Origin of the sequence: Frankia sp. AvcI1, assembly GCF_001420875.1 — a bacterium.
In the GTDB taxonomy this organism is placed as follows: Bacteria; Actinomycetota; Actinomycetes; order Frankiales; family Frankiaceae; genus Frankia; species Frankia alni.
In genome coordinates, this window is sequence record NZ_LJFZ01000033.1 from 1 (window position 1) to 12,779 (window position 12,779).

A 12,779-nucleotide genomic window follows, 5' to 3' on the forward strand; every position below is an offset into this window, starting at 1 on the left:
CGCGCGAGAGACCAGCTCGGTTGTCCGGGAGAGGAGTGACGAGGTGTCGGTACTCGGCCGAGCAACCTGGCGGGAGCTCGGGGGCGACCGACCGCTGCTCGTGCTGCCCCTGGGCAGCACCGAGCAGCACGGACCGCACCTCCCGCTCGACACCGACACCCGGATCGCCTCCGCCGTCGCCCACGGTCTCGCGCAGCGGCTGGAGCCCCTGCTCGTCGGGGCGGCGCTGCCGTACGGGGCCAGCGGCGAGCACGCCGGGTTCCCCGGCACGGTCTCCCTGGGCACGCAGGTGCTCGAGCGGGTGGTCGTCGAGCTCGTTCGCTCGGTCGACGACACGGCTCGCGCCGTCGTGCTGGTCAACGGTCACGGGGGGAACATCGCCGCCCTCAGGTCGGCCCGGCGGATCCTGGCCGGGGAGGGTCGTCCGGTGTTCCTGTGGGCGCCGGTTGCGGCGCTGGCCGCGACCGTCGGCGTACCGGCGGCGGACCGCGACCTGCACGCCGGCCGCGGCGAGACCTCCCTGCTACTGCACCTGGCTCCCGACCTGGTCCGGCTGGACCTGGCCGTGGCCGGACCCAGCCCGTCGCTGGCCGAGCTCCTCGCCCGCGGCGTCGCCGCGCTCAGCCCCTCCGGAGTGCTGGGCGACCCGGCGGGCGCGTCGGCGGCCGAGGGCGCCCGCCTGCTCGACGCCTACGTCGACGACGCCGTCGAACGGCTGCTGGACTGGACGCGGCATCAGGGCCTCACGCCGCCGACGGCGCGGACCGTGGGCCGGTCCGCGTGACGCGCGGCAGCGGCGCCCCGGCCTCGTCGCCGTCTTCGGTCGCGCCGTCTTCGGTCGCGCCGGCTCCCGTTGCGCTGATCACCGGTGCGGCGCGCGGGCTCGGGGCCGCGGTCGCCCAGGCGCTCGACGCGGCCGGATACCGCCTCGTCCTCGCCGATCTGGCAGTGCCGGAACCGCCGACGGCGGGCTACCCGTACGCGACCGGACGAGAGCTCGACGCGGTCGCCGCCCGCTGCCGCGACGCGGTCGCCGTCCGGGTGGACGTCCGCCGCCAGGCCGACGTCGACGCGGCCGTCGCCGTCGCCCGGGAGCGCTACGGCCGGCTCGACACGGCCGTCGCCGCCGCCGGCATCATCGCCGGCGGGCCCCCGATCTGGCAGACCGACGACGACTCCTGGCAGACACTGCTCGCCGTGAACCTCACGGGTGTGTTCCACGTCATCCGGGCGGCGGTCCCGGCACTGCTCGAGGCGCCCGCCGGGCGGTTCGTCGCGGTCGCCTCTGCGGCGGGAACCCGGCCGCTGGCCCGCCTGGCCGCCTACTCCGCCGGCAAGCACGGCGTCGTCGGGCTCGTGCGCAGCCTCGCCGCGGACCTCGCCGGTACGGCGGTGACGGCGAACGTCGTCTGCCCCGGCTCGATGGACACCACCATGCTGGCCGAGTCCGCGAAGATCTACGATCTGCCCGACGCGGGGGAGTTCGCCGGCCATGCCTACCTGCGCCGGCTGCTGCGACCCGAGGAGGTCGCCGCCGCGGTGGCCTTTCTGTGCTCACCCGCGGCGAGCGGGATGACCGGCTCCGTGCTGGCTGCGGACGGCGGCTTCACCGGCTGACCGGCTGACGGGACATGTCAGTCTGGCCAGCCGTAGCGTTCCGGCGCCAGGACGAAGGCGGCGGCTCCCCGCAGCGCGACGCCGGCCGGATCGTCGCTGCGCCCGATGCGCATCCGCCGGACGAAGGCCAGACCGGCATGGCGCTCGAAGCCGGCGAGCAGGGCGTCCCAGAAGATCGGCCCGGACTGCGCGAAGCCGCCGGCCACGACGGCCGCCTCCAGGTCGAGCAGGCTCGCGCTGGCGGCGAGCCCCGCGCCGACGGCGGTCCCGGCTCGGGCGAGCTCGCGGCGGGCGATCTCGTCACCGGCCGCGGCCGCGGCGGCGAGGGTGTGACCGTCGGCCGGCTGACCGGCGGGGGGAGCCCACCCGGCCGCCCGGGCCCGGTGCACCGTCCGCGGACCGGACGCGAGCGCCTCGACGCAGCCCCGACCGCCGCACGGGCAGTCCGGTCCGTCCACGTCCACGACGACGTGACCGATGTGGCCGGCGTTGCCGGAGGTGCCGTGGAACAGCCGGTCCCCCAGCACCAGCCCGCCGCCGACGCCGGTCGAGACGGTCACCGCGAGCAGGTTGCGCACGCCCCGCCCCGCCCCGGCCCAGTGCTCGCCGGCGACGAGCGCGACGCCGTCGTTGTGGACCAGCACGGGCCGCTCGGGGAACAGCTCGCGCAGCCGCGCGCGCAGCGGGAACCCCCGCCAGGCCGGGATGTTCAGCGGCGACACCTCGCCCGCCGGCCATTGCATCGGGCCCGCGCACCCGCAGNGGCCAGACCGGCATGGCGCTCGAAGCCGGCGAGCAGGGCGTCCCAGAAGATCGGCCCGGACTGCGCGAAGCCGCCGGCCACGACGGCCGCCTCCAGGTCGAGCAGGCTCGCGCTGGCGGCGAGCCCCGCGCCGACGGCGGTCCCGGCTCGGGCGAGCTCGCGGCGGGCGATCTCGTCACCGGCCGCGGCCGCGGCGGCGAGGGTGTGACCGTCGGCCGGCTGACCGGCGGGGGGAGCCCACCCGGCCGCCCGGGCCCGGTGCACCGTCCGCGGACCGGACGCGAGCGCCTCGACGCAGCCCCGACCGCCGCACGGGCAGTCCGGTCCGTCCACGTCCACGACGACGTGACCGATGTGGCCGGCGTTGCCGGAGGTGCCGTGGAACAGCCGGTCCCCCAGCACCAGCCCGCCGCCGACGCCGGTCGAGACGGTCACCGCGAGCAGGTTGCGCACGCCCCGCCCCGCCCCGGCCCAGTGCTCGCCGGCGACGAGCGCGACGCCGTCGTTGTGGACCAGCACGGGCCGCTCGGGGAACAGCTCGCGCAGCCGCGCGCGCAGCGGGAACCCCCGCCAGGCCGGGATGTTCAGCGGCGACACCTCGCCCGCCGGCCATTGCATCGGGCCCGCGCACCCGCAGNCGACCCCGGCTACCGCGTCCGCCGCGACCCCGGCGGATGCCAGCGCCGCGTTGACGCACTCCCGCAACGCGCCGAAGACCTCCTCGGCCGCCCTGCCCCGACCCGGCCCGGCTCCGGCCGGCTCGGCTCCGGCCGGCTCGGATTCGGGCGGCTCGGATTCCGACGGCTCAGGCCCGGACGGACGGTGAGCAGGCACGGGACGGCGGGCGGTGGCACGGATCGTGCCGTCGGCGTCGACGACCGCCGCTGCGATCTTGGTGCCGCCGACGTCCACGGCCAGCGCGGGCCCGGCTCCGAGCTCGACCAGCGGTGCCGACGCCTCGACCCCGACGACCCCCCGTGGCCGCGACGACCCCGCCATGCCCCATCCCTCCGCTCGGCCCGTTCTCTCGACTGGCCGTCCTGCGACCCGATCCGCGGGCCCGTGGCCGTGGCCGTGGCCGTGGGCGTGGCCGTGGGCGTGGGCGTGGGCGTCCGGGCGAACAACAACGGCCGGGCTCCAGCCTCGTCGGGGACGGGTGGAGGCCCGGCCGTGCGGTCCGGGGAACCGGTCAGCCAGCNTTGCGCTTCTCGATCGCCTCGGTGAGCTGCGGGACGACGTTGAAAAGGTCGCCGACCAGCCCGTAGTCCGCGAACTCGAAGATCGGCGCCTCGGGGTCCTTGTTGACGGCGACGATCGTCTTGGACGTCTGCATCCCGGCCCGGTGCTGGATGGCACCGGAGATGCCGACCGCGATGTAGAGCTGCGGCGACACCGTCTTGCCGGTCTGGCCGACCTGGTTCTGGTGCGGGTACCAGCCGGCGTCGGTCGCGGCACGCGAGGCNCCGACGGCCGCACCGAGGGTGTCGGCCAGCTTCTCCACCAGCGCGAAGTGCTCGGCTGCGCCGAGACCACGGCCGCCGGAGACGACGACCTGGGCCTCGGTGAGGTCCGGCCGGCCGGACTTGGCCTCGACCACCCGGTCGACGATCTTCGCGCCCTTGGCGGCGTCGGAGATCGCGACGTCCACGGTCTGCTCGGCCGGCGTCGACGGCGCGGCCTCGGGAGCCGTGGAGTTCGGCCGGACGACGACCACCGGAACGCCCTTGGTGACCTTCGAGGTGACGATCGTCGAACCGCCGAAGATCCCCTGGGTGGCGACCAGGTCCGCGGTCAGCGCGGTGGCGTCCCAGATCAGGCCGGACTCGGTCTTGGCGGCGACCCGGGCCGCGACCTCACGGGAGTCCGCGGTGGCCGCGACCAGCACGGCCGCCGGCGACGCCGAGGCGACCAGCGAGGCCAGCACCTCCGCCGCCGGTCCGCCGACGTAGCTCGCGATGTCGTCCGACTCCGCGACGTACACCTTGGCGGCGCCGTACTGGGCGAGGTAGTCCTTGGCCTTCGCGTAGGTGCCCGGGGCACCGAGGAAGACCGCGGACGGCTCACCGAGCGTGCGGGCGAGCGTCAGNAGCTCGGCGGTGACCTTCTTGGGTTCACCGTCGGCGTGCTCGACGAGTACGAGAACTTCAGCCATCGAACAGACCCCTCAGATGAGCTTCTGCGCGGCGAGGAACTCCGCGACCTTCGTTCCGCCGTCGCCCTCGTCCTTGACGATCGTCCCGCTCGAACGCGGCGGGGCGGGCTCCGACGTGACGACCGCCGACGCGGCGCCCGCGAGGCCGACCGCGGCGCCGTCGAGCCCGGCGTCGCCGGCGGACAGCGTCGTCAGCGGCTTCTTCTTGGCCGCCATGATGCCCTTGAACGAGGGGTAACGCGGCTGGTTGATCTTCTCGACGACACCGACGACCACCGGCAGGCTCGCCTCGACGAGGGCGTAGCCGTTGTCGGCGAGCCGCTCGATCGTCACCTTGCTCGCGCCCGGGTCCACCGTGACCTTGCGGGCCTGGGTGAGCTGGGGCAGCCCGAGGCGCTCCGCCAGCAGGGCACCGATGACGCCGCCACGGGCGTCCGAGGCCTCGGAGGAGGTGATGACGATGTCCGGGGACAGCGTCGAGATCACCTTGGCGAGCGCCGCGGAGGTCGCCAGCGCGTCCGACCCGTGCAGCGAGTCGTCCGTGAGGTGAACGGCCTTGTCCGCGCCCATCGAGAGGGCCTTGCGGATCGTCTCGACCGCCTTGGCCGGCCCCATCGTGACGACGGTGACCTCACCCCCGTGCGCTTCCTTGATCTTCAGGGCCTCTTCGACCCCGTACTCGTCCATCTCGTTCATGACGTTGTCGACGCTCTTGCGGTCGACGGTCTTGTCCGCGNCGTCGNGCTTCTTCTCCGCCCAGGTATCGGGAACCTGCTTGACGGTAACGACGATGTTCACGCCTTGGGGCCTCCGTAGCCAACATCCGATGTCAGTGCTCTTGACATCGTCGCATCTGGGGCGCTCACACGCCCGATGATCGGCGGCGTGACGCCGACCGCACTGTGCCCCTGACCTGGACAGGCAGCACGGGACGGGTATCGACTACACGCCGTCACCAAGACTAGTCCGTGCGCCCCGCTGCGGNCATACCTCGNGGTGGGTGNACCACGCCCGGCCAGTTCCACCCAGAGCGGGACAAGGTCTCCCCCGCGGACGCGGCTTTGCCACGCATATGTCCCATCCGCCCCGGGATGCACGTNCATAAGTACCGCGCATCTGGATGAGCAGATGACTCAACTCCCACGTTCCGTGGTACCGCTGCGAAGCCATCCCCCGCCGCCGGCGCAGCACCAGAGGCGTCGGCCCCGGATGGGCGTGCAATTCGGCCAGGTTGTGCACACCCTCTTCCCTTGACAGTGACTGACCCACTACTTTCTGCCCAAGGCAGGGTTACCACCCAGGGCACCGCCCACCAGACAGGGCCACCACCCAGGGCACCGCCTACTTAGGCTTACTTAACTTCGACGGGGGACAGATGTCGAATACGCCGCCGGAAAATCCCGCACCCAGCTCCCCCTTCGCGCGTCTGCTGCGCGAGGCCGGGGTATCGGACACCAGGTTCGCCTGTCAGGTGAACGCCCGCGCCCGCCAGCAGCGCAAGATCGAACTGGGCCTGGCACGCACGACGGTCGGTCACTGGCGGCGGGGCATGCGCCCGCGCGACCCGATGGTCGCGGAACTTGCGGCCGCCGAGATGTCGGCCGCGCTGGGTTACCCCGTCCTGCCGGCCGACCTCGGCTGGCGCGGGGAGTCCTACGGCAACGACGACCTGGGGCTGTGCGGCGCGAACGCACCCGTCGAGACCCTGCGCACCCTCGCCGGACTATCGGGAAGAGACATGCGCCGACGTGACCTTCTCCAGGATGGAACCGCCTTCATCGCGTCCGCCTTCGCCGAGCCGGTGCTCTCCAGCCTCACCGGCGTCGTCGACCGGATCGTCGGCGCGCCACCACCGGTCGCGGGCGGCGGCGCGCTGATCCGCGACGTGACCGAGACCTTCCGCAAGCTCGACGCCAAGTTCGGCGGCAGCGAGATCCGCCCCCAGGCGGTCAGCTTCCTGCACGACCAGACCCGGGCCGCCCGCGACAACCGTCCCAACCCGGACCTGTTCAGCGCCCTGGCGGAGCTGACCCAGTTCTGCGGCTGGCTCGCCCAGGACTCCAGGCGCGAGGCGCTCGCCCAGCGCTACTACATCCAGGCCCTCAGCCTCGCCGAGCACGCCGACGACGCGATGCTTGCCGGGCGGATCCTGTCCGGCATGAGCGACCAGGCCGCCCAGCTCGGCCATCCGCGCCAGAGCCTGGCGCTGGTCCGGGCCGCGCTGCGCCGGTCGTTGAAGCAGTCCACCAGCGCGGTGCAGGCCATGCTGTACGACAAGAACGCCTGGGCGCTGGCGCGCAACGGCGACGAGTCCGGGTGCCTGCGGGCCCTGGACGCCATGGACGAGGCCATCGCCCGCGACGACGGGGCCGGGCCGTCCTGGGCCGGCCACTACAACGCCGGCGACGCCGCCGAGTGCCGCGGTCACTGCCTGCTGCTGCTGAAGCGGCCGCGCGAGGCGGCGGACATGCTCGTCGAGGCACGCACGCTGCAGGGCGCGGCCCGCGCGCGTACCCGCAGCTACGCCGAGGCCGACCTGGCTCTGGCCTACCTGCGCGGGCCGGTCCCGGAGCTGGAGGGCGCCCTGGAGGCGGGCTACCGGGCCGTCTCCGTCGCCGGGCAGGTCTCCTCGCAACGGATCGCGAGAAAACTGGGCGAGCTCGACGAGGAGCTCAGCAGGCACCCGACCGTCGCGTCACGGCAGTGGCGCGAGCAGGCCCGCCCGCTGCTCCAGTCCGCCTCCGCCGCCTAGCCCTCCCGACGGGGGCTGCCACTCGGCGTGGCCCCCTCCCCCACGTGACGCACTCCTGGGGCCCGCCTCGCGACGGCCCGGCGCTCCCGCCGGGCCGCGCGGGGGTCCCCGCCAGGTCACCCGGGTCACCCACCGCTCGGATGCCCCGGCGCGCCGGGCACTCTGGGATGGTGACATCCGCGCAGGATTCCGGCCGCACGGCACCGGACGCCAAGACCNACACCGGACCGGGCGACATCCCGGTCGCCGCTCCCGAGCCGAGGACCCGGCCGGCCGTTCCGGTCGGCACCGTCATCACGGTGATCGCCTGGGTCGTCGCCACGGGCCTCGCCCTGCTCGCCCTCGGCCGGCTGGTGCACCTCGACGACGGCGTCGACTGGCCCTACTCGGCGATCAACGCCGTCACCCCGCTGCTCTACCTGCCGGCCTACGCCACGCTCGCCGTGGCCTTCGCCCTGCGCCGCAACCTGCTGCTGATCCTGTCGGTCGTGCTGGTCGCCGTCCACCTGTTCTGGTCGGTGCCCGAGCTGCTCCCGGGCGACGCCGAGGACGCGCCCCAGGGATCGGCCAGGCTGCGGATCATGTCGGCGAACCTGCTGTACCGCAACGCCCACGCCGACCGGCTCGGCGCGCAGATCCGCTCGGCCAACCCCGACGTGCTCATCCTCGTCGAGCTCTCGCCGCTGACGCTGTCCCGGGTGAACGCCTCCGGCGCCCTGGCCGGCTTCCCCTACCGGGAGGTGCACCCGGACGACGGCGCCTTCGGCGCGGCGATCTACTCCCGGTTCCCGCTGCGCGACGCCGCCACCCCGGTCGTCGGCGGGTCGATGTCGCTGCGGGCCACCGTCGAGGTCGACGAGAACCGCCGCTTCGTGATGTACGCGGTGCACACCATCTCGCCGACGTCCGGTTCCTACACCGGCCGATGGCGCACCCAGCTCACCGCGCTGCGCCACGAGGCCCAGCACGCCACCCTGCCGGTGGTGATGGCCGGCGACTTCAACGCCACCCGCGACCACCGGCCGCTGCGCAGACTCGTCAGCGCCGGGGTCCGCGACGCGCACGACGTCGTCGGCGGCGGGTGGGAACCCACGTGGAACGCCCGCTCGGTGGTGCTGCCGCCGGTGCTGCGCATCGACCACGTGCTGACCTCGCCCGCCTTCGCGGTCACCGGCTTCCAGGTCGGCCACGACTTCGGCAGCGACCACCTCCCGGTGATCGCCGACCTGGCCATGCGGTAGCGGGGATCAGCGGCCCGTGAAGTCGGCCTTGCCGGGGCCGTGGGCGAGGAAGGACTCCATGCCGATGCGACGGTCCTCGGTGGCGAACAGGCCGGCGAACAGGGCGGCCTCCAGACGCAGGGCCTCGGCGAGGGCGAGCTCCGAACCGTCGTCGACGGCCTGCTTCGCCGCCGCCAGCGCCATCGCGGGGCCGGCCGTGTACCGTCCGGCGATCTCCCGGGCCCGGTCCAAGACCTCCGCCGCGGGGACGACGACGTCGGCCAGGCCGATCTCGGCGGCCTCGTCGGCGCGCACCTGCCGGCCGCTGAAGATGAGGTCCTTGGCCCGCCCCGGGCCGATCAGCCGCGGCAGGCGCTGCGTCCCGCCGGCCCCCGGGATCACCCCGAGCAGGATCTCCGGCTGGCCGACCTTCGCGTTGTCGGCGAACACCCGCACGTCGGCGCACAGCGCGAGCTCCAGCCCACCGCCGAGGGCGTAGCCGGTGACCGCCGCGACCACCGGCTTGGGAATGCGGGCGACCACCTCGAAGGTCGAGTTGAGGTCGCCGACCCAGGCCGACGCCTCCGCGTACCCCATCGGCGCCATCTGCTTGATGTCCGCGCCGGCGGCGAAGACCTTCTCGCCCCCGTAGAGGACCACCGCCCGGATCGCCGGATTGCGAGTCGCCTCGACGGCGGCCGCCCGCAGGTCGGCGGCGACGCCGGAGTCCAGCGCGTTCATCGGCGNCCGATCCAGCCGGATGGTGCCGATCCCACCGTCGACCTCGAGCCGCACGACGCTCATCCAGGGTCCTCCCGCTCTGGCCCGCGCCCGGGCAGGCGGGGCATGGCGACACCCGACCGGCCGCGGCGATCACCTGCCGGGGACGCCCGCCGCCCGGCCTGGTCGTCGGTCGCTCCAGGGATGGGTCGCGGCGGCCGCCCGGGTCGGATCGCGCGGATCAGCGGGTGGTCGGTGGTCACGATAGGCCGACCGGCGCTGATCTTCCTGCGTTCGCGGCGGCGGCGGGGGTGGGAGGGAGGGAGCCGCCCGATCGGCCCACCGGGGGCGGGGGCGTCCGTTAACGTCACCGAGGTGTCCGACGCAGGCGGCAGCATCCGCGCACCACACATGTCACCCCGCTCGGGCGGCGGCCCGCACCCGGGGCGGCCCGGCCCGCTCGGGGTGATCTGGGACGGCGCCGGGGTCAACATCGCCGTCGCCGCCCCCGGCGCCGAGGCGGTCGAGTTCTGCCTGTTCGACGACGCCGACCGGGAGTCCCGTCACCGCCTGCCGGAGCGCGACGGCGAGGTGTGGCACGGCTACCTGCCCGGCGTCGGGCCGGGGCAGCGCTACGGCCTGCGCGCGCACGGACCGTACGACCCGAGCCGGGGCCAGCGCTACAACCCGGCGAAGCTGCTGGTCGATCCGTACGCCCGGCTGCTGACCGGGGCGCTGCGGCCGGATCCGGCGATCTACGGGTTCGGCGGCGGCGATCCCTACGGCTACGAGCCGGACGCCCGGGACTCCGCCCCCTTCGTGCCCCGCTGCGTCGTCGCCGGACCCACCCGCCGCGACGGCGCGCGCCGCCGGGGCAGGGGCCGGCACCCGGCGGACAACAGACCCGCGATCCCCTGGTCCCAGACCGTTCTGTACGAGGCGCACGTGCGTGGCTTCACCCGCCTTCACCCGGGCCTGCCGGCCAGGCTGCGCGGCACCTACGCGGGGCTGGCCCATCCCGCCGTGGTCGACCACCTGCACCGGGTGGGCGTCACCGCGCTCGAGCTGCTGCCGGTGCAGGCCTCGGTCTCCGAGCCGGCGCTGCTCGAACGCTCGAAGACCAACTACTGGGGTTACAACACCCTGGGGTTCTTCGCGCCGCACGCCGCATACGCGGCGACCGGCGACCCGATCGGCGAGTTCCAGACGATGGTGTCGACGCTGCACGCCGCCGGCATCGAGGTGATCCTCGACGTCGTCTACAACCACAGCGCCGAAGGCAGCGAACGCGGCCCGACGCTGTCACTGCGCGGCCTGGACAACGCGACCTACTACCGACTGGAACCCACGGACCCGCGGNGCTACCGCGACGTCACCGGGTGCGGNAACACCCTGAACATGACGTCGCCGCACGTGGTGAAGCTGATCTGCGACTCCCTGCGCTACTGGGTCAGCGAGATGGGCGTCGACGGCTTCCGCTTCGACCTGGCCACCGCGCTCGCCCGCAACCCGGACTCCTTCGATCCCGCCGCCGGCCTGCTGACCGCGATCCACGCCGACCCGCTGCTGTCGTCGGTGAAGCTGATCGCCGAGCCGTGGGACGTCGGCTGGGGCGGCTACCAGGTGGGCTCGTTCCNGGCGCCGTGGGCGGAGTGGAACGGGCGCTTCCGCGACACGGTGCGCGACGTGTGGAACGGGCGCAGCAGCGGCGTAGCCGATCTCGGCTACCGGGTGACGGGCTCGTCCGACCTGTTCGAGCACGGTGGGCGCCGGCCGTGGGCGTCGGTGAACTTCGTCACCGCNCACGACGGCTTCCCGCTGGCCGACCTGGTCTCCTACGCGGAGAAGCACAACGAGGCCAACGACGAGGGCAACCGGGACGGCGAGTCGGACAACCGGTCGTGGAACTACGGCGCGGAGGGCCCGACCGACGACCCGACGATCCTCGCCACCCGCCGCCGGGTCCGTCGCGGCCTGCTCGCCACGCTGCTGCTGTCGGCCGGCGTGCCGATGCTGCTGGCCGGTGACGAGTTCGGCCGTTCCCAGGGCGGCAACAACAACGCCTACTGCCAGGACAATCCCGTGTCCTGGCTGGCCTGGCCGGTCTCCGGCTCCAGGCCCGAGACCAGGGCCGGTGCCGCCGGTGCCGCCGGGGCAGCAGGGGCCGCGGGGCGCGACCCTGCCGGACCGGACGCCGCCCTGACCCGCCTGGTCAGCGGCCTGATCTCGCTGCGTCGACTCGAACCGGCGCTGCGCCGCGAGGTGTTCTTCCACGGCGGCGAGTCAGGCCCCGACCGGCTCGCGGACATCACCTGGTTCCGCGCCGACGGGCAGGTGATGTCCACGGCGGACTGGAACGCGCCGAAGGTCGTCACGCTGGTCGCCCACATCGCCCCCGGCACCTGCGCGGGCACCGCCCCGGACACCACCTCCGGCGCCGTGCCGGGCGGCCTGCCCGGCACCGGACGCGACGGTGGACGCGCGCCGGGCCTGCTGGGCGTGATCCACCCCGACGGTGCGGACACCGCCGTCACCCTGCCCGCGGCGCCGTGGGCGCAGCGCTACGACCTGCTGCTCGACACCGCCGACGAGGACCTCGCCGGTTTCCCGGCGACCCTGGCCGACCCGCGCCGGACACTGCTGCCCGGCGCCGTCGTGCCCGTCCGCGCCCGCAGCGTCCTGCTGCTGCGGGCGCATCCCCCGGCCTGACCAGCCGGCGAGCCACGACGATGGTGAGCCGACCGGGCGGACGACTTACGGGCGGGCCGACTTACGGGCGGGCGACTTACGGGCGGGCGACTTACGGGTTGGCGACGAGGCCCAGCTCGGCGACGCTGGCGGTGAGGCGGTGGCGGGGCAGCACCCGCACGGTGTAGCCGAACGGCCCGGTGCGGCCGAGCGGGATCGTGCCCTCGTAGCGGTGGCCGCCCTCGCCCTCGCCGACGGGCTGCAACGACAGCACCTCCGGGGCAAGGATCCGGTCGGTCTGGTCGATCCGACCGTAGGAGGCGAGGACGTCGACGTCGTCGGCTGCGAGCCCCCCGAGGTCGATCGTCGCCCGCACCACCAGCGACTGGCCCACCTGCGGGGTGTCGCCGAGCCCGGCGGAGTCGACGTTGAGCACCCGCACCCCCGGCCAGGCGGCGCGGACCCGGCTCTTCCAGGCGGCGAGGTCGCGGGCGCCGGCCAGGCCGTCGGCGGNGGCGGTCCGGGCGGAGACGCCGGCCGGCACGTAGTACCGCTCGACGTACTCCTGCACCATCCGGCTGGCCAGCACCTGCGGGCCGAGGCTGGACAGCGTGTGCTTGACCATCGCCGTCCAGCGCCGCGGCGCGCCNTCGCCGCCGTCGCGGTCGTAGAACCGCGGGGCGACGGTGTTCTCCAACAGGTCGTACAGGGCGGCGGACTCGATGTCGTCGCGCCGGTCGGGGTCCTCGACGCCGTCGGCGGTCGGGATCGCCCAGCCGTTCTGGCCGTCGAACATCTCGTCCCACCAGCCGTCCCGGATGGACAGGTTGAGGCAGCCGTTGAGCGCCGCCTTCATCCCGGACGTGC

General features: G+C 74.2%; 7 protein-coding genes and 13 pseudogenes. 8 read left to right on the top strand and 12 right to left on the bottom strand.

Going from position 1 to position 12,779, the window contains the following annotated elements:
* Both mftE and UK94_RS26145 read left to right on the top strand, forming a co-directional pair.
* Positions 1-784: mycofactocin biosynthesis peptidyl-dipeptidase MftE (gene mftE / locus UK94_RS26140; protein ID WP_313949599.1), on the top strand; the 784-nt coding region annotated here is incomplete at its 5' end.
* Positions 781-1,617 (top strand): mycofactocin-coupled SDR family oxidoreductase, encoded by an 837-nt coding sequence (locus UK94_RS26145; protein WP_011606936.1) that lies wholly within the window; start codon positions 781-783, stop codon positions 1,615-1,617. The genes mftE and UK94_RS26145, both read left to right, overlap by 4 nt.
* Positions 1,618-1,634: 17 nt before the next feature.
* On the opposite strand, the gene UK94_RS26150 is transcribed toward UK94_RS26145, so the two are convergent.
* The 7 genes and pseudogenes from UK94_RS26150 to UK94_RS26165 form a co-directional block, all read right to left on the bottom strand.
* Positions 1,635-2,360, bottom strand: a complete 726-nt coding sequence (locus UK94_RS26150) for an ROK family protein (RefSeq protein WP_095213011.1) — start codon at positions 2,358-2,360, stop codon at positions 1,635-1,637.
* 20 nt (positions 2,361-2,380) lie between these two features.
* Positions 2,381-3,017 (bottom strand): annotated as a pseudogene (locus tag UK94_RS65930) (ROK family protein); the annotation flags it as partial.
* Between the two features lies 1 nt (position 3,018).
* A pseudogene (locus UK94_RS65935) lies at positions 3,019-3,379 on the bottom strand (ROK family protein); the annotation flags it as partial.
* 200 nt (positions 3,380-3,579) lie between these two features.
* Positions 3,580-3,842: pseudogene (locus UK94_RS65940) on the bottom strand (electron transfer flavoprotein subunit alpha/FixB family protein); the annotation flags it as partial.
* 1 nt (position 3,843) lies between these two features.
* A pseudogene (locus UK94_RS65945) lies at positions 3,844-4,466 on the bottom strand (FAD-binding protein); the annotation flags it as partial.
* A gap of 1 nt (position 4,467) precedes the next feature.
* Positions 4,468-4,532 (bottom strand): annotated as a pseudogene (locus UK94_RS75120) (hypothetical protein); the annotation flags it as partial.
* Between the two features lie 12 nt (positions 4,533-4,544).
* Positions 4,545-5,268: electron transfer flavoprotein subunit beta/FixA family protein (locus tag UK94_RS26165; protein WP_268761657.1), on the bottom strand; the 724-nt coding region annotated here is incomplete at its 5' end.
* 639 nt (positions 5,269-5,907) lie between these two features.
* On the opposite strand from UK94_RS26165, the gene UK94_RS26170 reads away from it, so the two are divergent.
* A complete protein-coding gene (locus UK94_RS26170; RefSeq protein WP_011606941.1) occupies positions 5,908-7,284 on the top strand; it encodes a hypothetical protein in 1,377 nt (458 codons plus the stop codon).
* A gap of 219 nt (positions 7,285-7,503) precedes the next feature.
* Positions 7,504-8,525, top strand: a pseudogene (locus tag UK94_RS26175) (endonuclease/exonuclease/phosphatase family protein); the annotation flags it as partial.
* A 6-nt stretch (positions 8,526-8,531) separates the two neighbouring features.
* Here the strand turns inward: UK94_RS26175 and UK94_RS26180 are convergent.
* Together UK94_RS26180 and UK94_RS75125 are read right to left on the bottom strand one after the other, a co-directional pair.
* The coding region (locus UK94_RS26180; RefSeq protein WP_235489967.1) for an enoyl-CoA hydratase-related protein at positions 8,532-9,250 on the bottom strand (719 nt) is incomplete at its 5' end.
* 1 nt (position 9,251) lies between these two features.
* Positions 9,252-9,308 (bottom strand): annotated as a pseudogene (locus UK94_RS75125) (hypothetical protein); the annotation flags it as partial.
* Positions 9,309-9,635: 327 nt separating this feature from the next.
* Here UK94_RS75125 and UK94_RS65950 point away from each other — a divergent pair.
* From UK94_RS65950 to UK94_RS65970, 4 genes and pseudogenes are all read left to right on the top strand, one after another.
* On the top strand, positions 9,636-10,583 hold a 948-nt coding region (locus tag UK94_RS65950; RefSeq protein WP_268761660.1), incomplete at its 3' end, for an alpha-amylase family glycosyl hydrolase.
* 27 nt (positions 10,584-10,610) lie between these two features.
* Positions 10,611-10,860 (top strand): annotated as a pseudogene (locus UK94_RS65960) (alpha-amylase family glycosyl hydrolase); the annotation flags it as partial.
* A 1-nt stretch (position 10,861) separates the two neighbouring features.
* Positions 10,862-11,026: pseudogene (locus UK94_RS65965) on the top strand (hypothetical protein); the annotation flags it as partial.
* 1 nt (position 11,027) lies between these two features.
* Positions 11,028-11,933: pseudogene (locus tag UK94_RS65970) on the top strand (glycogen debranching enzyme GlgX); the annotation flags it as partial.
* Between the two features lie 91 nt (positions 11,934-12,024).
* Here the strand turns inward: UK94_RS65970 and UK94_RS65975 are convergent.
* The 3 pseudogenes from UK94_RS65975 to UK94_RS65985 all read right to left on the bottom strand — a co-directional run.
* Positions 12,025-12,425, bottom strand: a pseudogene (locus UK94_RS65975) (DUF3417 domain-containing protein); the annotation flags it as partial.
* A 1-nt stretch (position 12,426) separates the two neighbouring features.
* Positions 12,427-12,561: pseudogene (locus tag UK94_RS65980) on the bottom strand (hypothetical protein); the annotation flags it as partial.
* Between the two features lies 1 nt (position 12,562).
* Positions 12,563-12,779, bottom strand: a pseudogene (locus UK94_RS65985) (hypothetical protein); the annotation flags it as partial.

Coding starts and splice junctions, on each gene's coding strand:
- UK94_RS26170 (WP_011606941.1), top strand. CDS start 5,908: ATGTCGAATACGCCGCCGGAAAATCCCGCACCCAGCTCCCCCTTCGCG.
- UK94_RS26150 (WP_095213011.1), bottom strand. CDS start 2,360: ATGCAATGGCCGGCGGGCGAGGTGTCGCCGCTGAACATCCCGGCCTGG.